We start from the raw sequence: 18,578 nt of genomic DNA, 5'->3' as shown, positions 1-18,578 counted from the left end.
CCGTTGCCGGCATCCGGGGCCCTCTGTCGTACGGCTCAGACGCTTGTGGCGCCGATTTCCACGCCGTGCTCGGCCGCGAGGCGGTGCAGGTCGTCCAGCTCGCCCTGCTCGACATCCGCCAGGAAGTCGTCGCCGTCCTCGCGAGCCCGCGTGAGGTCGGACTCGGTGCTCTTGATGCGTTGCAGCAGACCTGCGGTGAAAGCGTCCATGATGCGCCCCCTCATCGTGGGTCGGTGGCACGGGGGTGTGCCCGGAATACCTCAGGCCGGGGAGCCGGAGGAGCGGGTGATCTCGCCGCTCTCCGGGGAACGGAGACGGGGCCGTGGAATGCCACGGGCCGGGGCGTGATCGCGGGTGTGAACCCCTCATCCCCACCCGCAGTCTCAGAGAAACCTCAACTGACCGGTAATTCCGCGCCCTTCCCCGGGCCCGGGCGCCCCAGCGCCGTCTTACCGCCGGTTTATACGCGTTGCGGGCAGGATGGACGCACACAGTCGGCCTCCCTCGGGGGCCGTTCGCTGTGTGAATCCGTAGAAGGACCTAGGGAAGGACTGCGCTGTGCGCGTACTCGTCGTCGAGGACGAGCAGCTGCTCGCCGATGCGGTGGCCACCGGACTGCGCCGGGAGGCCATGGCCGTCGACGTCGTCTACGACGGTGCCGCGGCTCTGGAGCGCATCGGGGTCAACGACTACGACGTCGTCGTGCTGGACCGGGACCTTCCGCTGGTGCACGGCGACGACGTCTGCCGCAAGATCGTCGAGCTCGGCATGCCCACCCGGGTGCTCATGCTCACCGCCTCCGGTGATGTCAGCGACCGCGTCGAGGGCCTGGAGCTGGGCGCCGACGACTATCTGCCCAAGCCCTTCGCCTTCAGCGAGCTGACCGCCCGGGTCCGCGCGCTGGGCCGCCGTACGACGGTGGCGCTGCCGCCCGTCCTGGAGCGGGCCGGCATCAAGCTCGACCCGAACCGGCGCGAGGTCTTCCGGGACGAGGTGGAGATCCAGCTCGCCCCGAAGGAGTTCGCGGTGCTGGAGGTCCTGATGCGCAGCGAGGGCGCCGTCGTCTCGGCGGAGCAGCTGCTGGAGAAGGCCTGGGACGAGAACACCGACCCCTTCACCAACGTGGTGCGGGTCACGGTCATGACGCTCCGCCGCAAGCTCGGCGAACCGCCCGTCATCGTCACCGTGCCGGGCTCCGGATACCGGATCTGAGGACCATGGCCGCCACCCCGCCGCCCCCCACGGCGCCCCCCAAGCCCACCTGGGAGCCCAAGCAGCAGGAGCCCCCGTACCCCTGGCTGCGCCCGACCATCCGGATACGGCTCACGCTGCTGTACGGCGGGATGTTCCTGATCGCGGGCATCCTGCTGCTCTCGATCATCTACATGCTGGCCGCGCAGGCCCTCCACGACGCGGGGAGCCTGGAGTTCAAGGTCGGCGGCAACAACGTGCTGATCGCCAGTGACACCTGCCCGCAGCTCGGTGCCGCGACCAACAACGACCAGCTGAACGAGACCATCAAGGCCTGCACGGCGGCCCAGCGGCAGCACGCGCTGGACAGCCTGCTGAACCGGGCGCTCCTCGCCCTGGTCGGCCTCAGCGTGATCGCCTTCGCCTTCGGGTACGCCATGGCCGGGCGCGTCCTGTCCCCGCTCGGCCGGATCACCCGGACCGCGCGCCGGGTGGCGGGCACGGACCTCACCCGGCGGATCGAGCTGGACGGCCCGGACGACGAGCTCAAGGAGCTCGCGGACACCTTCGACGACATGCTGGACCGGCTGGAGCGGGCGTTCACCGCGCAGCAGCGGTTCGTCGGCAACGCCTCGCACGAGCTGCGCACCCCGCTGGCGATCAACCGCACGCTGCTGGAGGTCCATCTCTCCGATCCGGAGGCACCACCGGAGCTCCAGCAGCTCGGGAAGACGCTGCTGGCCACCAACGAACGCAGTGAGCAGCTGGTCGAGGGGCTGCTGCTGCTGGCCCGCAGCGACAACCAGATCGTGGAGCGCAAACCGGTCGACCTCGCCGAGGTCGCCGACCGTGCCATCGACCAGGCCAGGGCGGAGGCGGTGGCACGGAAGGTGGAGATCCGCGGTGAGCGGTCGGCCGCCGTCGTGCAGGGCAACGGGGTCCTGCTGGAGCGGATCGCGCTGAACCTCGTACAGAACGCCGTGCGCTACAACGTGGCCGAGGACGGCTGGGTGGAGGTCGACACCTCCCTCCAGCCCGGCCAGGCCCTGCTCGTCGTCTCGAACACCGGCCCCGTGGTGCCGGCGTACGAGATCGACAACCTCTTCGAGCCCTTCCGGCGGCTGCGTACGGAGCGGACGGGCAGCGACAAGGGGGTCGGACTCGGCCTGTCGATCGCGCGGTCCGTCGCGCGGGCCCACGGAGGCCGTATCATCGCGGAGCCCCGCGAAGGCGGCGGTCTCGTGATGCGCGTCACCCTGCCGGTCTGAGAGGCTGCACGGTGTGACTCTGCACCGAATCTTCATGTTCGCTTTGGGCGGAATTTTCAGGACCCGTTCCCGGGCGAGTCGTGTGTGATCGATCACAGGGCCCGTTTTCGGGTCATCCACTCTCCGTGATCGCGCGTCGTTCGGAAAGCCGGTAATCGTCCGGGTTTTCGGAGGGGGTTATCACGGGAAGTACACGGGGTGGCGCCTGTGAACTGCACAGTCGGGACCGTGTACGGTCCCCATCGCCACCCAAGCCGAGCCTCGCCGAGGCGGCCGGTTGGGTGTCGATTGAGTAACAGACCTTGATGTGAGGCAAAATCTCCGCCTCAGGTCGGGCACAAGTCCGGCCTCTCACGCGTTACGTGCGCTGAGACACCCGCAGACACCCAAGAGGGGGAGAGCGACATGGCAACGGATTACGACACCCCACGCAAGACCGACGACGACGTGGACCAGGACAGCCTCGAAGAGCTCAAGGCTCGTCGGAGCGACAAGACGGCATCCGCCGTCGACGTCGACGAATTCGACGCTGCCGAAGGCCTCGAGCTGCCCGGCGCGGACCTCTCCAACGAGGAGCTGGCCGTCCGGGTCCTGCCCAAGCAGGCCGATGAGTTCACCTGCATGAGCTGCTTCCTGGTGCACCACCGCAGCCAGCTGGCCCGCGAGAAGAACGGTCAGCCCATCTGCCGCGACTGCGACTGAGGTCGGGTCGGCCGTGGCAGGCGACACACCGTTCCGGAAGCGGCGCCCCTGGCGCCGGCACGGACCGGAGGCGAATCAGGGCGGCACAGGCCCGGCAGCAGGCGTCAGCCCGTCTGCCGAGCGGTCCGCCGCCCTGCCGGACCCCTCCGGTGTTTCCGGTACGTCCGACGACGAGCGGGGCCGTTCGGCCTCGCTCGAAGTGGCGGGGGCGGCAGACCTGCCGGATCGGAGCGGAGAGAGTGACCAGGCGGAGCCCACGACCGGGGCAGGCCGCCTGCACGCAGTGAAACGGGGGGTGCGCAAGGGCGGGGAGAGCGTCCGTGTCCTGGCCGGCCAGCTGGCCGACCGGATCATCGAAACAGCTCCCCGCGTCCCGGTGCGCGATCTCGCCACCCTGCGCAAGCAGTTCCCCGGGCTGGGGCCCGAGGAGCTCGCCGACAAGCTGGTGGCGGGCGCGAGCCGGGCCAGCGCCACCGTCGGCGCGGGCATCGGAGCGGCCGCCATGCTGCCCGTACCGCCCGCCATGCTCGCCGAGCTGGCGGCCGAGGTCACCGGCGTCGCCGCGGTCGAGATGAAGCTCGTCGCCGAGCTCCACGAGGTCTACGGCCTCCGCCCGCCGGGCAACCTCGCCCAGCGCTCCACCGCGTATCTGACGTCGTGGACCGAGGAGCGCGGCATCGACGTGACCCGGCCCACCACGCTCAACGCGGCCCTGGGCGGCCAGATGAAGCGCGAGCTGCGCCAGCAGATCACCAAGCGCATGGCCCGCAATCTGCCCAACCTGATCCCGTTCATGATCGGCGCCGCCGTCGGCGCCACGATGAACCGCCGCGACACCCGCAAGCTCGCCGACCGGATCAGGAACGACCTGCGCAAGCAGCAGATCCCCTGGGACCGGCTCGCCGAGCTGCCCCCGCTGGAGCGGCCCGCCGTACCGGTGGTGCTGCCCAAGGAGATCGAGGGCGCCTGACCGGCTTCCGTACGGCTCTCAGGCCGCCGGAACCGCCGTCAGCGCCGCCGCCAGGCCCTTCGGGTCCCGGGTGGAGAGGAAGACGTACGGAGTCGGGTCCTCCGGATCCGTGACCTCCACCCGCACCGCCGTCCCCACATAGCTGCGCAGCAGCATGAACGCGCGCGCGTCCGCCTTGTGCGTGCGCCAGGCGTACGCCTCCTCGGCGTCCAGCACCTCGGGCTCCCCGAGCGCCGAGAGCGGAATGCGGGCGTCACCCGCCACCAGCGCCCCGGCCACCACCCGGATCCGGGCGGAGCCGTAACTGCTCACCGCGGCCGCGGCCGCCGCCGTGCCGCCGACCAGCCCGGCGAGCATCGGCAGGGCCCCGAGCGGCAGAAGCATCAGCGCACAGGCGACACCGATCCCGAAGGCGATGAACCACCAGGAACGGGGAGCGGTGAGACGTTCGTCGAAGGGCGGTGCGGAAGGCTGCATGGGGCCAAGCTTGGCACGGCGGGACCGGCGCACCGCCGCGCGGGTAAGGTCTGCGCCTGTGAGTGGAACATCAGCAGCTCTGACACCCCCGGCCGACGCCGTCGGCCCGGTCCGGCACCCTGACGCCCCCGCCCCCGGGGAACTCCTCGGCGCGCACTACGAGCACTGTTTCGGCTGCGGCGAGGGCCAGCCGCACGGCCTGCACCTGGCGGCGCGGGCCGGCGAGGGCGTGAGCGTGACCGCCGAGTTCACCGTCAGGCCCGCCCACCAGGGCGCCCCCGGCCTCGCCCACGGCGGCGTGCTCGCCACGGCGCTGGACGAGACGCTCGGCTCGCTGAACTGGCTGCTGCGCACGATCGCGGTGACCGGACGGCTGGAGACCGACTTCGTGCGCCCCGTCCCGGTGGACACCGTGCTGCACCTCGACGCCCGCATCACCGCCGTGCACGGCCGGAAGATCTACTCCACGGCCACCGGCCGGATCGGCGGCCCCGAGGGCCCCGTCGCAGTGCGGGCCGACGCCCTGTTCATCGAGGTCAAGGTGGACCACTTCATCGAGAACGGGCGGCCCGCCGAGATCCAGGCGGCCATGGCCGACCCGGACCAGGTCAAGCGTGCCCGAGCCTTCGAGGTGAACCCCTGATGCGCAGCCCCGTCGACGTACTGATCCGCCTGCTCGACCCGGAAGTGCCGATTCCAGCGTATGGACACCCGGGGGACGCCGGGGCCGACCTGGTGACCACCGAGGCCGCCGAACTCGCCCCCGGCGAGCGCGTGGTGCTGCCCACCGGGGTCTCGATCGCCCTGCCCGACGGGTACGCCGCCTTCGTGCACCCTCGCTCCGGCCTCGCTGCCCGCTGCGGAGTGGCCCTCGTGAATGCCCCAGGGACGGTTGATGCCGGGTACCGTGGGGAGATCAAGGTGATTGTGGTCAACCTCGATCCGCGCGAGAGCGTGCGATTCGAACGGTTCGACCGGATTGCCCAGTTGGTTGTCCAGCAGGTCGAGAAGGTGCGCTTCCACGAGGTGGCGGAACTTCCCGGCTCGGCGCGGGCCGAAGGGGGCTTCGGGTCCACCGGCGGCCACGCGTCGGTGGACGTCGCCGAGGGCGGGATCACCCACGGTGGGAACAGCTACGCTTCGGTCGTATCCGACCGGGAAGGACAGTGACGTGTTCGGACGTCGCAAGAAGAGTGGTTCCGCCGAGGACGCGGCGGACGAGGTGCGCGAGACCGAGCAGGTCGCCGACGAGGGCACCGACGGGGCCGCCGAAGGCGCCCGGCGGTCGAACCTTCCGCCGGCCCCCCGGCCCGACGGACCCTGGGACCTCTCCGAGGTCTCCCAGCCCGGCGAGGGCCGGGTCGACCTGGGCGGCATCTTCGTGCCCGGTGTCGAGGGCATGGAGCTGAGGGTCGAGGTGGCCGGGGACGCGATCGTCGCCGCCACCGTCGTGCTCCGCGACAGCGCGGTCCAGCTGCAGGCCTTCGCGGCCCCCAAGCGGCAGGGCATCTGGGGCGAGGTCCGCGAGGAGATCGCCTCCGGCATCACCCAGCAGGGCGGCATCATCGACGAGGTCGAGGGCCCGCTGGGCTGGGAGCTGCGTGCGCAGGTCCCCGTACAGCTCCCGGACGGCACCAACGGTGTGCAGCTGGTGCGCTTCGTCGGCGTCGACGGCCCCCGCTGGTTCCTGCGCGGGGTCATCTCCGGCCAGGGCGCGGTCCAGCCGGAGGCCGCGGGCCTGCTGGAGACGATCTTCCGGGACACCGTGGTGGTCCGCGGAGAGGGCCCGATGGCCCCTCGCGACCCGATCGTCCTGAAGCTCCCCAACGACGCCCAGATGGTGCCCGAGGGCGTCCAGCAGGAGGAGCAGGAGGGCTCGAAGTTCTCCGGCGGCATGGGCCAGCTCCAGCGCGGACCGGAGATCACCGAGGTCCGCTAGCGGTAGTACGTCACCACAGCACTGCGGCCGGTGGGCCGCACCCCTTCCCGGGGTGCGGCCCACCGGCCTTTCCGCGTCTCCCGGTCCGGCCCGGTCCGGTCCGGTCCGGCCCGGTCCGGTCCGGTCCGGCCCGGTCCGGTCCGCCGGCCGAGGTCGCGTACGGGGCGCGTATCGGGCACGTACGAGGGATGTCAAGAGCCGGGCCGCTGCCGTAAGGAGACTGTCAACGCCGCTGGTGGGAGCCGTTTCCGGCGGTTTGCTCAGGGGGTCCGAGAAACCGAACCTCCCCAGGAGCACACGATGGCCGATGCGGCCTTCGTCGCCACCACGATCGCGGTCTTCGCACTGGTGGCCGTCATCGCACGAGCGGTCGCCAAGCTGTGACCGCCGAGAACATCGTCGGCCTGATCGTGGCCGTCGCCCTGCTGGGCTATCTCGTCCTCGCCCTGCTGTATCCGGAGAGGTTCTGAGCCCTAGATGAACCCCGTCCTCGCCGGCATCGAACTCCTCGGCCTGCTCATCTCCCTCATCCCCGGAATCGGCTGATCCGCCATGACCCACACCTACGCCTGCACCACCGCCCGGCTGCTCGGAGCTCAGCGGCCGGCGCTACGACCTCCCGGCACGGAAGGGCGGCGAGGCGCCCGCACCCGACCTCCGGTGGTTCCAGCCCCGCCCCTCCGCCGGGCTCGCCACCAACAGCGTCAACACCCGGTACGACCTCCTCGTCTCCGGCGCCTCCAACCCGTCCGGCGACAACGAGGAGCTGATCGGCCGGATGAAGGCGGCCAAGGAGGCCGTCGTCGCCGACAACTCCGTACCGGGCCACCGGGTCCGCCTCGTCGGGGAGCCCCGGGTGAACGTCCTGCGGATCGACATCGCCCTCCAAGGGCTCACGGACGCGCGCTGAGCGGCCTGTGACGCGGACCTGCCGGAGCCGGGCAGGTCCGCATCAGAATTACGTCAATACGGCCCCCACCTGCGCTCCCAGGTGCCGGAGCCGCAGATTGGCGGAGTAGCGTCGTGAGCGGCAGCCGCACCCGGCGCCACCGGCCACCGGCACGGACGGCCGCAGGAAGAAGACAATGGGGCCATGGGACGCGGCACACTCCGGATCTACCTCGGCGCGGCACCGGGCGTCGGCAAGACGTACGCGATGCTGGCCGAGGCCCACCGCAGGGTCGAGCGCGGCACCGACTGCGTGGTGGCCCTCGTGGAGCACCACGACCGGCCGCGTACCGAGGTGATGCTGCACGGCCTGGAACAGATCCCGCGTTCCGAGATCGACTACCGCTCCGCCGTCTTCACCGAGATGGACGTCGACGCCGTCCTGGAGCGCGCCCCCGCCGTGGCCCTGGTGGACGAACTGGCCCACACCAACGTGCCCGGCTCCCGCAACGCCAAGCGCTGGCAGGACGTCGAGGAGCTGCTCAAGGCCGGGATCGACGTCATATCCACGGTCAACATCCAGCACCTGGAGTCCCTGGGCGACGTGGTGGAGTCGATCACCGGCGTACGCCAGCAGGAGACCGTCCCGGACGAGGTGGTGCGCCGGGCCGACCAGATCGAGCTGGTCGACATGTCGCCCCAGGCGCTGCGCCGCCGGATGGCGCACGGCAACATCTACCAGCCCGACAAGATGGACGCCGCCCTCTCGAACTACTTCCGCCCCGGCAACCTGACCGCCCTGCGCGAGCTGGCCCTCCTGTGGACCGCCGACCGGGTCGACGAGTACCTCCAGCAGTACCGGGGCGAGCACAACATCCGCACCACCTGGCAGGCCCGCGAACGCATCGTCGTCGGCCTCACCGGCGGGCCCGAGGGCCGCACGCTCATCCGCCGCGCCTCCCGGATGGCCGCCAAGGGCTCCGGCAGCGAGATCCTCGCCGTCTACATCGCGCGCAGCGACGGACTGACCTCCGCGTCGCCCAAGGAGCTCGCCGTCCAGCGCACCCTCGTCGAGGACGTCGGCGGAACGTTCCACCACGTCATCGGCGACGACGTCCCCGCCGCCCTCCTGGAGTTCGCCCGCGGGGTCAACGCCACCCAGATCGTGCTGGGCTCCAGCCGCCGCAAGACCTGGCAGTACATCTACGGCCCCGGGGTCGGCGCCACCGTCGCCCGGGAGTCCGGGCCCGACCTGGACGTCCACATCGTCACCCACGAAGAGGTCGCCAAGGGGCGCGGTCTGCCCATCGCGCGCGGGGCCCGGCTCGGGCGGGCCCGGATCGTCTCGGGCTGGCTGGTCGGCGTCGCCGGCCCGGTGCTGCTGTCGCTGCTGCTGCTCAGCCTGGAGAACGGCCCCGGCCTCGCCAACGACGTCCTGCTGTTCCTCTTCCTGACCGTCGCCGCGGCCCTGCTCGGCGGATTGCGGCCCGCCCTCGCCTCCGCCGCCGTCGGCACCCTGCTCCTGAACTACTGGTTCACCCCGCCGACCCACACCCTGACCGTCCAGGACCCGGAGAACTTCGTCGCCATCGTGATCTTCTTCGCGGTGGCGGTGGCGGTCTCCTCGGTGGTGGACCTGGCGGCCCGCCGTACCCACCAGGCCGCCCGGCTGCGTGCCGAGTCGGAGATCCTCTCCTTCCTGGCGGGCAGCGTGCTGCGTGGCGAGACCGCGCTGGACGCGCTGCTGGAGCGGGTCCGCGAGACCTTCGCGATGGAGTCCGTGGCCCTGCTGGAGCGGGCCAGCGACGTCGACCCGTGGACCTGCGCCGGATCCGTCGGGCCCGCCCCGGTCGCCCGGCCCGACGACGCGGACGTGGACATGCCGGTCGGCGACAACATGGCGCTCGCGCTCTCCGGCCGGGTGCTGCCCGCCGAGGACCGCCGGGTGCTCGGCGCCTTCGCCGCCCAGGCGGCCGTGGTCGTGGACCGCCGGCGCCTGGTCTCGGAGGCCGACCGGGCCCGCAGGCTCGCCGAGGGCAACCGGATCAGGACCGCGCTGCTCGCCGCCGTCAGCCACGACCTGCGCACCCCGCTCGCCGGGATCAAGGCAGCCGTCAGCTCGCTGCGCTCCGACGACGTGGCCTGGTCGCCGGAGGACGAGGCGGAGCTCCTCGAAGGCATCGAGGACGGCGCCGACCGGCTCGACCACCTGGTGGGCAACCTGCTGGACATGTCCCGCCTCCAGACCGGCACCGTGACCCCGCTGATCCGCGAGATCGACCTCGACGAGGTGGTGCCCATGGCGCTCGGCGGGGTCCCCGAGGGCAGCGTCGATCTGGACATCCCCGAGACGCTGCCCATGGTCGCCGTCGACCCGGGGCTGCTGGAGCGGGTCGTCGCCAACGTCGTCGAGAACGCCGTCAAGTACAGCCCCGGCGGCGAGCCCATCGCGGTGGCCGCCAGCGCGCACGGCGAACGCGTCGAGCTCCGGGTCGTCGACCGGGGACGCGGTGTCCCCGACGAGGCCAAGGAGCGGATCTTTGAACCCTTCCAGCGGTACGGTGACGCCCCGCGCGGCGCCGGGGTGGGCCTCGGCCTCGCGGTCTCCCGGGGCTTCGCCGAGGCCATGGGCGGCACCCTGGACGCCGAGGACACGCCTGGCGGCGGGCTGACCATGGTCCTGACGCTGACGGCCGCACCGGGCCGGGAGCCGGACCAGGACCGGACGGTGCTCCCGGCCGAGGCCACCTCATGACGGACCCGCCGCGCGTGACGCCCGCCCCCCTCTCCTTCCTGTACAGCCCCTCCAGCAGAAACCCGTACAGCCCCTCCCGCAGAAAGGCAGGTCCGCGATGACCCGGGTGCTTGTGGTCGACGACGAGCCGCAGATCGTACGCGCCCTCGTGATCAACCTGAAGGCCCGCAAGTACGAGGTCGACGCCGCGCCCGACGGGGCGACCGCCCTCCAGCTCGCCGCCGCCCGTCACCCCGACGTCGTGCTCCTGGACCTCGGGCTGCCCGACATGGACGGGGTCGAGGTGATCAAGGGCCTGCGCGGCTGGACCCGGGTCCCGATCCTCGTCCTCTCCGCGCGCCACACCTCCGACGAGAAGGTGGAGGCCCTGGACGCGGGCGCCGACGACTACGTCACCAAGCCGTTCGGCATGGACGAGCTGCTGGCCCGCCTGCGCGCCTCCGTACGCCGCTCGGAACCGGTCGGCCAGGACATCGGCGAGGACCTCGCGATCGTGGAGACGGCCGGCTTCACCGTCGACCTGGCGGCCAAGAAGGTGCACCGCGCCGGCCGCGACGTACGGCTCACCCCCACCGAGTGGCACCTCCTGGAGGTCCTCGTCCGCAACGGCGGCCGCCTGGTCAGCCAGAAAAAGCTCCTCCAGGAGGTCTGGGGGCCCTCCTACGGCACCGAGACCAACTATCTGCGGGTCTACATGGCCCAGCTCCGCCGCAAGCTGGAGGCGGACCCCTCGCACCCCCGCCACTTCGTCACCGAGCCGGGCATGGGCTACCGCTTCGAGCGCGACTGACGCTCACCGGCTCACCCTTTCGAGTGGTCCACCCAGGCCCCGGTGCGCGGCCCGCGGGACCGGTACCCTTCGGGTATGAGTGCTGTTCCCCGACACGAGAAGGCCGGCAGGGCGGAGAGGCCTTCCGGGCGCTTCCGCCGTATGCTCGACCGGCTCTCCAGCTCCCAGGAGGACCTGGAGTCCCAGGAGCTGCGGGAGGACACCCAGGCCACCGGATGCACCCGGATATCCGAGTGCTCCGACCGCCAGATCGTGAAGGTGGCTGGTACGTTGCGGACCGTCACCCTCCGACCCCGTGCCGGAGTGCCCGCCCTGGAGGCGGAGCTCTTCGACGGCACCGAGCCGCTGGACGTGGTCTGGCTGGGCCGGCGCTCCATCGTCGGCATAGAGCCCGGCCGCCGGATCATCGCCTCGGGCCGGGTCGCCATGAGTCACGGGCGCCGGGTGCTGTTCAACCCCACATACGAACTCCGACCGCTCGGCAAGGAGTAGCCGGTGACGTCTCTCGACAAGCCGACGTCCGAAACGGACCAGCCCCACCCCACCGACCGGCAGAGCGTCGGCGGAAGGCACGCCGCCCACCAGGACGCCGAGTCGAAGGCGGTCACCGAAGCCGCCCTCTTCGAGGCCTTCGGCGGCGTGCGCGGCATGGTGGAGACAGTCCTGCCCGGGCTGCTCTTCGTCACGATCTTCACGATCAACAAGGACCTGCACATCTCGGCCATCGCGGCCCTGGCCGTCTCCCTGGCCCTGGTCGCCGTACGGCTGGTCCGCCGGGACACCGTGAAGCACGCCTTCAGCGGCGTCTTCGGGGTCGCCTTCGGCGTCGTCTTCGCGATGATGACGGGCAACGCCAAGGACTTCTACCTGCCGGGCATGCTCTACACCCTGGGGCTGGCCGTCGCCTACCTGGGCACCGCCGCCGCAGGCGTACCGCTGATCGGTCTCATCCTGGGCCCGGTCTTCAAGGAGAACCTGTCCTGGCGGACGCGTAACCCGGGCCGGAAGAAGGCGTACACCAAGGCCAGTTACGCCTGGGGCCTCATCCTGCTCACCAAGTGCGCGATTCTCTTCCCGCTGTACTGGTGGGCCGACACCACCCAGTTCGGCTGGGTGCTGATCGCGCTGAAGATCCCGCCGTTCCTCCTCGCGGTCTACCTCACCTGGGTCTTCCTCGCGAAGGCTCCGCCGCCCATCGACGTGTTCGCCGAGATGGAGGCCGAGGAGAAGGCGGAGAAGGACCGCAAGGCCGAGCAGGCCGCAGCGGCCCTCCGCAACCCGGAGGCGTAAAGGCGTAAAGGTAAGGGCCCGTTACCGCTGTTGTGCGGTTACGGGCCCTTCTTATGTTCACGCGTCAGCTCTACGGCTACGCGTCAGCCGTCGGACGACAGATCGCGGCGGACCGACAACAGGTCCTCCAGCTGCTCCTCGCGCGCCTGGGCCGCCACGAACAGCAGCTCGTCACCGGCCTCCAGGGACTCCTCGGGGCTCGGCGTCAGCACCCGCGTCCCCCGGATGATGGTGACCAGCGAGGTGTCCTCGGGCCACGCCACATCGCCGACCCGGGTGCCGGCCAGCGCCGACTCCGGCGGCAGCGTCAGCTCCACCAGGTTGGCGTCGCCGTGGCTGAAGCGCAGCAGCCGGACCAGATCGCCGACGCTCACCGCCTCCTCGACCAGGGCCGACATCAGCCGCGGGGTGGAGACCGCGACATCGACGCCCCAGGACTCGTTGAAGAGCCACTCGTTCTTCGGGTGGTTGACCCGCGCCACCACACGCGGCACGCCGTACTCGGTCTTCGCGAGCAGCGAGACGACCAGGTTCACCTTGTCGTCGCCCGTCGCCGCGATCACCACGTTGCAGCGCTGGAGGGCCGCCTCGTCCAGCGAGGTGATCTCGCAGGCGTCCGCGAGCAGCCACTCCGCCGACGGGACCCGCTCCACCGAGATGGCGCTGGGCGCCTTGTCGATGAGCAGCACCTCGTGCCCGTTCTCCAGCAGTTCGGTGGCGATGGAACGGCCCACCGCGCCCGCTCCGGCAATCGACACACGCATCAGTGACCACCCTCCTCGGGACCCTCGGCGAAGGCCTCTTCGACCTTGGCGATCTCGTCCGTACGCATCATCACGTGGACCAGGTCGCCCTCCTGCAGGACGGTCTGCGACGTCGGCAGGATGGCCTCGCCCAACCGGGTGAGGAAGGCGACGCGGACGCCGGTCTGCTCCTGGAGCGTGCTGATCCGGTGGCCGATCCACGACGGTGTCGTGTGCACCTCGGCGAGCTGCACACCCCCGCTCGGATCGCGCCACAGCGGCTCCGCGCCCGAGGGCAGCAGCCGCCGCAGCATCTGGTCCGCCGTCCAGCGGACCGTGGCCACGGTGGGGATGCCGAGCCGCTGGTAGACCTCGGCCCGCTTCGGGTCGTAGATGCGGGCCGCGACGTTCTCGATGGAGAACATCTCGCGGGCCACGCGGGCCGCGATGATGTTGGAGTTGTCGCCGCTGCTGACCGCGGCGAACGCCCCGGCGTCCTCGATGCCCGCCTCGCGGAGGGTGTCCTGATCGAAGCCGACCCCGGTGACCCGGCGACCGCCGAATCCGGACCCGAGACGGCGGAAGGCCGTGGGGTCCTGGTCGATCACCGCAACCGTGTGGCCCTGCTGCTCCAGGGTCTGTGCGAGAGCGGCTCCGACGCGCCCGCAGCCCATGATGACGATGTGCACCGTTCGCCTACCTCGCCGTCCTGGTCAACCGGCTGACCTGCGAAAACACGCTGCTCACACTTCTCTCTCAGCTTGCCGGGCAAACAACGGGGCAACGACTTCGGCGTTGCCCGGGGATGAGCTTATGCCGCTGGGGGACCGCTGTTTCCTCCGAGTGTGCGTTGCCCCGGGCACATGGGCAAAGGGGGAGTAAAAGCGCTGCGCTGTTCGCAAGGATTGCGTTAAAGATTACGGTCGGATTCTGCTCCTACCGCAGGAGAACAGGGGTGTCACGCCGATCAGGCGCGCGTGAGCGGCACGGTGGCCGCTTACGATCCTCGACGTGTCCAAACTGACCGACGTGCCCAAAAGGATCCTGATCGGGCGGGCGCTGCGCAGCGACAAGCTGGGGGAGACCCTTCTCCCCAAGCGCATCGCGCTCCCCGTCTTCGCTTCCGACCCGCTGTCCTCGGTGGCGTACGCACCCGGAGAAGTCCTCCTCGTGCTGTCCATCGCGGGTGTGTCGGCGTACCACTTCAGCCCGTGGATCGCGGTGGCCGTCGTGGTTCTCATGTTCACGGTCGTCGCCTCCTACCGGCAGAACGTCCACGCGTACCCGAGTGGCGGCGGCGACTACGAGGTCGCCACCACCAACCTCGGGCCCAAGGCCGGACTGACCGTCGCCAGCGCGCTGCTGGTCGACTACGTCCTCACCGTGGCCGTGTCGATCTCCGCCGGAGTGGAGAACCTGGGCTCCGCGATCCCCTTCGTCGTCGAGCACAAGACGCTCTGCGCGATCGGCGCCATCGTGCTGCTCACGCTGATGAACCTGCGCGGGGTCAAGGAGTCGGGGAAGCTGTTCGCGGTCCCCACCTACCTCTTCGTGGCCGGCGTCTTCCTGATGCTCGTGTGGGGCGCGTTCCGGGGCCTGGTCCTCGGCGACACGATGCACGCCCCGACCTCCGAGCTGGAGATCAAACCCGAGCACCAGGGGCTCGCGGGCTTCGCTCTCCTCTTCCTCCTCCTGCGGGCCTTCTCCTCCGGCTGCGCGGCCCTCACCGGGGTCGAGGCGATCAGCAACGGGGTGCCCGCCTTCCGTAAGCCGAAGTCGAAGAACGCGGCGACGACGCTCGCGATGATGGGCCTGCTCGCCGTCACCATGTTCTGCGGGATCATCGCCCTGGCCATGACCACCGATGTCAAGATGGCCGAGAACCCGGCCGTCGACCTGCTCCGCGACGGCGTCCCGGTCGGCGAGAGCTACACCCAGGACCCGGTGATCGCCCAGGTGGCCGAGGCGGTCTTCGGCCACGGCTCGTTCCTGTTCATGCTGCTCGCCGCGGCCACCGCGCTGGTCCTCTTCCTGGCCGCGAACACCGCGTACAACGGTTTCCCGCTGCTCGGCTCGATCCTCGCCCAGGACCGCTACCTGCCGCGCCAGCTCCACACCCGCGGCGACCGGCTCGCCTTCTCCAACGGCATCGTGCTGCTGGCCGGTGCCGCGATGCTGCTGGTCTGGATCTACGGAGCCGACTCCACCCGTCTGATCCAGCTGTACATCGTCGGCGTCTTCGTCTCCTTCACCCTCAGCCAGACCGGCATGGTGCGGCACTGGAACCGCCTGCTGATCGACGAAGGGGACCAGGCCAAGCGCCGCCACATGATCCGGTCCCGCGCCATCAACGCCTTCGGCGCCTTCTTCTGCGGCGTGGTCCTGGTGATCGTGCTCGCCACCAAGTTCAGCCACGGCGCCTGGGTCGCCCTGCTCGGCATGGTGATCTTCTACGGCACGATGACCGCGATCCGGAAGCACTACGACCGGGTCGCCGCCGAGATCTCCGCCGAGGACGCCTCCCCGGACGAGAGCGTCCGCCCCTCCCGCGTCCACGCGATCGTCCTGGTCTCCAAGCTCCACCGGCCCACCCTCCGGGCCCTCGCCTACGCCAAGCTGATCCGCGCCGACCATCTGGAGGCGCTCTCCATCAGCGTCGACCCGGACGAGACGAGGGCCCTGCGCGAGGACTGGGAGCGGCGCAACATCGACGTACCGCTCAAGATCCTCGACTCGCCGTACCGCGAGGTGACCCGCCCGGTCATCGAGTACGTCAAGGGCCTGCGCCGCAGCAGCCCGCGCGATGTGATCAGCGTGTACATCCCGGAGTACGTGGTCGGCCACTGGTACGAGCACCTGCTCCACAACCAGAGCGCCCTGCGCCTCAAGGGCCGCCTGCTGTTCACCCCGGGCGTGATGGTCACCTCCGTCCCGTACCAGCTCCAGTCCTCCGAGGCGGCGAAGAAGCGGGCGCGCAGGCGAGCGGACTGGAGCGCTCCGGGTTCGGTACGGCGGGGCCCGGTGGAGCGCCGGCACAAGGAGCCGGGCCGGAAGGGCTGAGGCGGGCCGCGGCCGGTCGTGGTCGGAGCCTCGGCCACACCCACGTAGACTGGTCGGCTGTCGTCCGGGCATGCACGCCTGCCCGGTATGCCCCCCTTCCCCCTCCCTGGAGCCTCCCCTCATGCAGAACGCACCCACGTCGTCGCTGGTCGGGGAGGAGTACGAGGTCGAGGTCGGCCCCGTCGCACACGGCGGCCACTGCATCGCCCGTACCGCCGAGAACCAGGTCCTCTTCGTCCGCCACACGCTGCCCGGCGAGAAGATCATCGCCAAGGTCACCGACGGCGACACGGGCTCCCGCTTCCTGCGGGCCGACGCGGTACGGATCCTGGAGCCGTCCAAGGACCGGGTCGAGGCCCCGTGCCCGTACGCCGGTCCCGGCATGTGCGGCGGCTGCGACTGGCAGCACGCCAAGCCCGGCGCGCAGCGCCGTCTCAAGGGCGAGGTGATCGCCGAGCAGCTCCAGCGCCTGGCGGGCCTGACGCCCGAGGAGGCCGGCTGGGACGGCACGGTCATGCCCGCCGATGGCGACAAGCTCCCGCCGGGCGAGGTCCCCGCGTGGCGCACCCGCGTCCAGTACACCGTCGACGCGGACGGCCGGGCGGGCCTGCGCAAGCACCGCTCGCACGACGTCCAGCCGATCGACCACTGCCTGATCGCCGCACCCGGCGTCTCGGAACTCGGCGTCGAGAAGCGCGAGTGGCCGCAGCTGGCCGCGGTCGAGGCCATCACAGCCACCGGCTCGAACGACCGCCAGGTCATCCTCACCCCGAAGCCCGGCGGCCGGCTCCCCCTGGTCGAGCTGGACAAGCCGGTCTCCGTACTCCGCGTCGAGGAGCACGACGGCGGCGTCCACCGCGTCCACGGCCGCGCCTTCGTCCGCGAACGCGCCGACGACCGCACGTACCGCGTCGGCTCCGGCGGCTTCTGGCAGGTCCACCCGCAGGCGGCCAACACCCTGGTCCGCGCGGTCATGCAGGGCCTGCTGCCCCGCAAGAACGACACGGCCCTCGACCTCTACTGCGGCGTCGGCCTCTTCGCCGGAGCCATCGGCCAGCGCATCGGCGAGAAGGGCGCGGTGCTCGGCATCGAGTCCGGCAAGCGCGCGGTCGAGGACGCCCGCCACAACCTCAAGGACCTGGACCGGGTCCGCATCGAACAGGGCAAGGTCGACCAGGTCCTGCCCCGCACGGGCATCACGGAGTGCGACCTGATCGTCCTGGACCCGCCGCGCGCGGGCGCGGGCAAGCAGGTGGTCAAGCACCTGTCGGGCCTGGGCGCCCGCAAGATCGCCTACGTGGCCTGCGACCCGGCGGCGCTGGCCCGGGACCTGGCGTACTTCGCGGAGGGCGGGTACCGGGTGCGGACGCTGCGAGCGTTCGATCTGTTTCCTATGACGCATCATGTGGAGTGCGTGGCGATCTTGGAGCCTGCTGCAAAGGGGATCTGACCTGCAGTTTTTCCGGGGTTCTCAGGTGCGGCGGGATGCGTTCGACATGTTTCCCACCGGACACGACATGGAGCGCGCGGCCGTCCAGGCGCACTGCTCTGACCTGCGGCCTCACCCAAGAGTGCAGGGGCAAGCGGTCTGCGGCGGCCTTCGTCAGGAATGGTGCACGACGGGCTCGACGCTCATCTGACGCTCGTTCTTACGATGCGTCGGGTGAGCTTCGAACCCACGGCGCGGTACGGGCCGTCGCATCATCGTGGGGGAGAGGTTTCTTGGCCGCCACGAGCCATCTGGCCGCCCGGGTGGTCAGGTTGGGGTAGCCGTCCTGGCCCGGTCGGTGTGGTTAGGGCACTGAGATACATCCGCCTTCGGACTGCGAATCGCCCGATCAGCCGGATCAGACACCGGAGAGCGTCGCAGCCAGCGACTGGAACCAGGCGCCGTGGGAGAACGGTTCCGGCGGGCCGACCTCCATGCCGAGTTCGGCGGCAGCCAGGGCGTAGTCCCCCTCGTCCAGGGGGAGGGCGAGCAACTCGTGCAGTTCACCCACGAGGCGGGCGACCAACTGCGGGTTTGTGGTCTGGGCGTAGTCTGTGACTGCGGCGTCGTGGCCGAGAAACTCGTCAACGATGTCCTGCGAGAACCAGCCCCCCAGTAGTTGCGCAGTCTCCGGAAAGCGCGCGTGCCACTCCCAGTGCGTCTGTGGGGACGATGGCTCCGGGACGTCGCCCTCCTCGATGCTCCGCTTCAGGTGGTCGGCCAGCACCGTCAGCCAGTCACCGATGTCCGACTGGGGCTTTCCGGTGTCCGGGATCGAGTAGAACTCACCCAGCTCATGCCGAATGCGCCCCGGAGGATTACGGCTGTATTCGCGCAGCTGTCGCTCCGCCTCCGCGATGGCCGCAGGGCGGGTATGCCAGGTGTGACGGAGGTACGCGTCCAGGGCGCGACTGCGTCGCTCCGGGGTGTCGTCGGCCGGCTGACCCAGATACGCGCGCATGACCTGGTCCAGCTCGCCGTACCGTCGGTCGTGTTCGAGGGGCTTCATGGACATG

General features: G+C 70.6%; 19 protein-coding genes and 1 pseudogene. 15 read left to right on the top strand and 5 right to left on the bottom strand.

Annotated elements, in window-relative coordinates; translation table 11 throughout:
- Nucleotides 1-35: 35 nt before the first annotated feature.
- Complete coding sequence (locus tag R2B67_RS07120) at nucleotides 36-209, bottom strand: hypothetical protein (protein ID WP_015611953.1); 174 nt, start codon at nucleotides 207-209, stop codon at nucleotides 36-38.
- A 349-nt stretch (nucleotides 210-558) separates the two neighbouring features.
- Here R2B67_RS07120 and R2B67_RS07115 point away from each other — a divergent pair, with 349 nt between their 5' ends.
- From R2B67_RS07115 to R2B67_RS07100, 4 genes are all read left to right on the top strand, one after another.
- Nucleotides 559-1,212, top strand: coding sequence for a response regulator transcription factor (locus tag R2B67_RS07115; RefSeq protein WP_018516262.1), 654 nt, complete (start codon nucleotides 559-561; stop codon nucleotides 1,210-1,212).
- A 5-nt stretch (nucleotides 1,213-1,217) separates the two neighbouring features.
- The gene (locus R2B67_RS07110) at nucleotides 1,218-2,459 is read left to right on the top strand and encodes a sensor histidine kinase (protein ID WP_109979898.1); all 1,242 of its coding nucleotides are present in this window, start codon (nucleotides 1,218-1,220) and stop codon (nucleotides 2,457-2,459) included.
- A gap of 405 nt (nucleotides 2,460-2,864) precedes the next feature.
- A complete protein-coding gene (locus tag R2B67_RS07105) occupies nucleotides 2,865-3,161 on the top strand; it encodes a DUF4193 domain-containing protein (RefSeq protein ID WP_003965732.1) in 297 nt (98 codons plus the stop codon).
- Between the two features lie 13 nt (nucleotides 3,162-3,174).
- Entirely contained in the window at nucleotides 3,175-4,131 is a 957-nt protein-coding gene (locus R2B67_RS07100; RefSeq protein ID WP_317816942.1) for a hypothetical protein, read from the top strand.
- A gap of 18 nt (nucleotides 4,132-4,149) precedes the next feature.
- Here the strand turns inward: R2B67_RS07100 and R2B67_RS07095 are convergent, their stop codons facing one another.
- Nucleotides 4,150-4,608 (bottom strand): DUF3093 domain-containing protein, encoded by a 459-nt coding sequence (locus tag R2B67_RS07095; RefSeq protein WP_018516259.1) that lies wholly within the window; start codon nucleotides 4,606-4,608, stop codon nucleotides 4,150-4,152.
- 58 nt (nucleotides 4,609-4,666) lie between these two features.
- On the opposite strand from R2B67_RS07095, the gene R2B67_RS07090 reads away from it, so the two are divergent.
- The 9 genes and pseudogenes from R2B67_RS07090 to R2B67_RS07050 all read left to right on the top strand — a co-directional run bounded on the left by R2B67_RS07090 (nucleotide 4,667) and on the right by R2B67_RS07050 (nucleotide 12,270).
- The gene (locus tag R2B67_RS07090; RefSeq protein ID WP_317816941.1) at nucleotides 4,667-5,251 is read left to right on the top strand and encodes a PaaI family thioesterase; all 585 of its coding nucleotides are present in this window, start codon (nucleotides 4,667-4,669) and stop codon (nucleotides 5,249-5,251) included.
- Nucleotides 5,251-5,778, top strand: a complete 528-nt coding sequence (dut, locus tag R2B67_RS07085) for a dUTP diphosphatase (protein ID WP_018516257.1) — start codon at nucleotides 5,251-5,253, stop codon at nucleotides 5,776-5,778. Before R2B67_RS07090 ends, dut begins: the two co-directional genes overlap by 1 nt.
- 1 nt (nucleotide 5,779) lies before the next feature.
- Nucleotides 5,780-6,547: a DUF3710 domain-containing protein gene (locus R2B67_RS07080; RefSeq protein ID WP_018516256.1), complete on the top strand. Its 768-nt coding sequence runs from the start codon at nucleotides 5,780-5,782 to the stop codon at nucleotides 6,545-6,547.
- Nucleotides 6,548-6,927: 380 nt separating this feature from the next.
- A complete protein-coding gene (gene kdpF / locus R2B67_RS07075) occupies nucleotides 6,928-7,017 on the top strand; it encodes a K(+)-transporting ATPase subunit F (RefSeq protein WP_037701211.1) in 90 nt (29 codons plus the stop codon).
- A 119-nt stretch (nucleotides 7,018-7,136) separates the two neighbouring features.
- Nucleotides 7,137-7,457 (top strand): annotated as a pseudogene (locus tag R2B67_RS07070) (potassium-transporting ATPase subunit C); the annotation flags it as partial.
- Nucleotides 7,458-7,640: 183 nt separating this feature from the next.
- Complete coding sequence (locus R2B67_RS07065; protein ID WP_317816940.1) at nucleotides 7,641-10,190, top strand: sensor histidine kinase; 2,550 nt, start codon at nucleotides 7,641-7,643, stop codon at nucleotides 10,188-10,190.
- A 97-nt stretch (nucleotides 10,191-10,287) separates the two neighbouring features.
- Complete coding sequence (locus tag R2B67_RS07060; protein WP_317816939.1) at nucleotides 10,288-10,980, top strand: response regulator; 693 nt, start codon at nucleotides 10,288-10,290, stop codon at nucleotides 10,978-10,980.
- 75 nt (nucleotides 10,981-11,055) lie between these two features.
- Nucleotides 11,056-11,472 carry an OB-fold nucleic acid binding domain-containing protein gene (locus tag R2B67_RS07055; RefSeq protein ID WP_078533286.1) on the top strand — a complete coding sequence of 139 codons (417 nt, stop codon included), beginning with the start codon at nucleotides 11,056-11,058 and terminating at the stop codon, nucleotides 11,470-11,472.
- Nucleotides 11,473-11,475: 3 nt separating this feature from the next.
- Entirely contained in the window at nucleotides 11,476-12,270 is a 795-nt protein-coding gene (locus tag R2B67_RS07050) for a DUF3159 domain-containing protein (protein ID WP_317816938.1), read from the top strand.
- 83 nt (nucleotides 12,271-12,353) lie between these two features.
- On the opposite strand, the gene R2B67_RS07045 is transcribed toward R2B67_RS07050, so the two are convergent.
- On the bottom strand, nucleotides 12,354-13,034 hold the full coding sequence (locus R2B67_RS07045; RefSeq protein WP_109979906.1) for a potassium channel family protein: 681 nt from the start codon (nucleotides 13,032-13,034) through the stop codon (nucleotides 12,354-12,356).
- Nucleotides 13,034-13,702: a potassium channel family protein gene (locus R2B67_RS07040; RefSeq protein WP_030571488.1), complete on the bottom strand. Its 669-nt coding sequence runs from the start codon at nucleotides 13,700-13,702 to the stop codon at nucleotides 13,034-13,036. The genes R2B67_RS07045 and R2B67_RS07040 overlap by 1 nt, the downstream gene beginning before the upstream one ends.
- A 322-nt stretch (nucleotides 13,703-14,024) precedes the next feature.
- Between R2B67_RS07040 and R2B67_RS07035 the strand changes: the two genes are divergently transcribed.
- Both R2B67_RS07035 and R2B67_RS07030 read left to right on the top strand, forming a co-directional pair.
- A complete protein-coding gene (locus tag R2B67_RS07035; protein ID WP_317816936.1) occupies nucleotides 14,025-16,073 on the top strand; it encodes an APC family permease in 2,049 nt (682 codons plus the stop codon).
- Between the two features lie 121 nt (nucleotides 16,074-16,194).
- Nucleotides 16,195-17,523, top strand: coding sequence for a class I SAM-dependent RNA methyltransferase (locus R2B67_RS07030; protein ID WP_317816935.1), 1,329 nt, complete (start codon nucleotides 16,195-16,197; stop codon nucleotides 17,521-17,523).
- A gap of 397 nt (nucleotides 17,524-17,920) precedes the next feature.
- On the opposite strand, the gene R2B67_RS07025 is transcribed toward R2B67_RS07030, so the two are convergent.
- Nucleotides 17,921-18,577, bottom strand: a complete 657-nt coding sequence (locus R2B67_RS07025; RefSeq protein ID WP_030703582.1) for a contact-dependent growth inhibition system immunity protein — start codon at nucleotides 18,575-18,577, stop codon at nucleotides 17,921-17,923.
- Nucleotide 18,578 lies beyond the last annotated feature (1 nt).

Origin of the sequence: Streptomyces cyaneofuscatus (assembly GCF_033109485.1) — a bacterium.
Lineage (GTDB): Bacteria > Actinomycetota > Actinomycetes > Streptomycetales > Streptomycetaceae > Streptomyces > Streptomyces cyaneofuscatus.
The sequence above is the reverse complement of the archived record's forward strand: the minus strand, read 5'-3'. Positions and strand labels throughout refer to the sequence as shown.

What these genes read in the sequence shown, in the direction of transcription:
- R2B67_RS07120 (WP_015611953.1), bottom strand. Translation starts at nt 209, where the DNA reads ATGGACGCTTTCACCGCAGGTCTGCTGCAACGCATCAAGAGCACCGAG.
- R2B67_RS07110 (WP_109979898.1), top strand. Translation starts at nt 1,218, where the DNA reads ATGGCCGCCACCCCGCCGCCCCCCACGGCGCCCCCCAAGCCCACCTGG.
- R2B67_RS07105 (WP_003965732.1), top strand. Translation starts at nt 2,865, where the DNA reads ATGGCAACGGATTACGACACCCCACGCAAGACCGACGACGACGTGGAC.
- R2B67_RS07095 (WP_018516259.1), bottom strand. Translation starts at nt 4,608, where the DNA reads ATGCAGCCTTCCGCACCGCCCTTCGACGAACGTCTCACCGCTCCCCGT.
- dut (WP_018516257.1), top strand. Translation starts at nt 5,251, where the DNA reads ATGCGCAGCCCCGTCGACGTACTGATCCGCCTGCTCGACCCGGAAGTG.
- R2B67_RS07065 (WP_317816940.1), top strand. Translation starts at nt 7,641, where the DNA reads ATGGGACGCGGCACACTCCGGATCTACCTCGGCGCGGCACCGGGCGTC.
- R2B67_RS07060 (WP_317816939.1), top strand. Translation starts at nt 10,288, where the DNA reads ATGACCCGGGTGCTTGTGGTCGACGACGAGCCGCAGATCGTACGCGCC.
- R2B67_RS07055 (WP_078533286.1), top strand. Translation starts at nt 11,056, where the DNA reads ATGAGTGCTGTTCCCCGACACGAGAAGGCCGGCAGGGCGGAGAGGCCT.
- R2B67_RS07045 (WP_109979906.1), bottom strand. Translation starts at nt 13,034, where the DNA reads ATGCGTGTGTCGATTGCCGGAGCGGGCGCGGTGGGCCGTTCCATCGCC.
- R2B67_RS07030 (WP_317816935.1), top strand. Translation starts at nt 16,195, where the DNA reads ATGCAGAACGCACCCACGTCGTCGCTGGTCGGGGAGGAGTACGAGGTC.
- R2B67_RS07025 (WP_030703582.1), bottom strand. Translation starts at nt 18,577, where the DNA reads ATGTCCATGAAGCCCCTCGAACACGACCGACGGTACGGCGAGCTGGAC.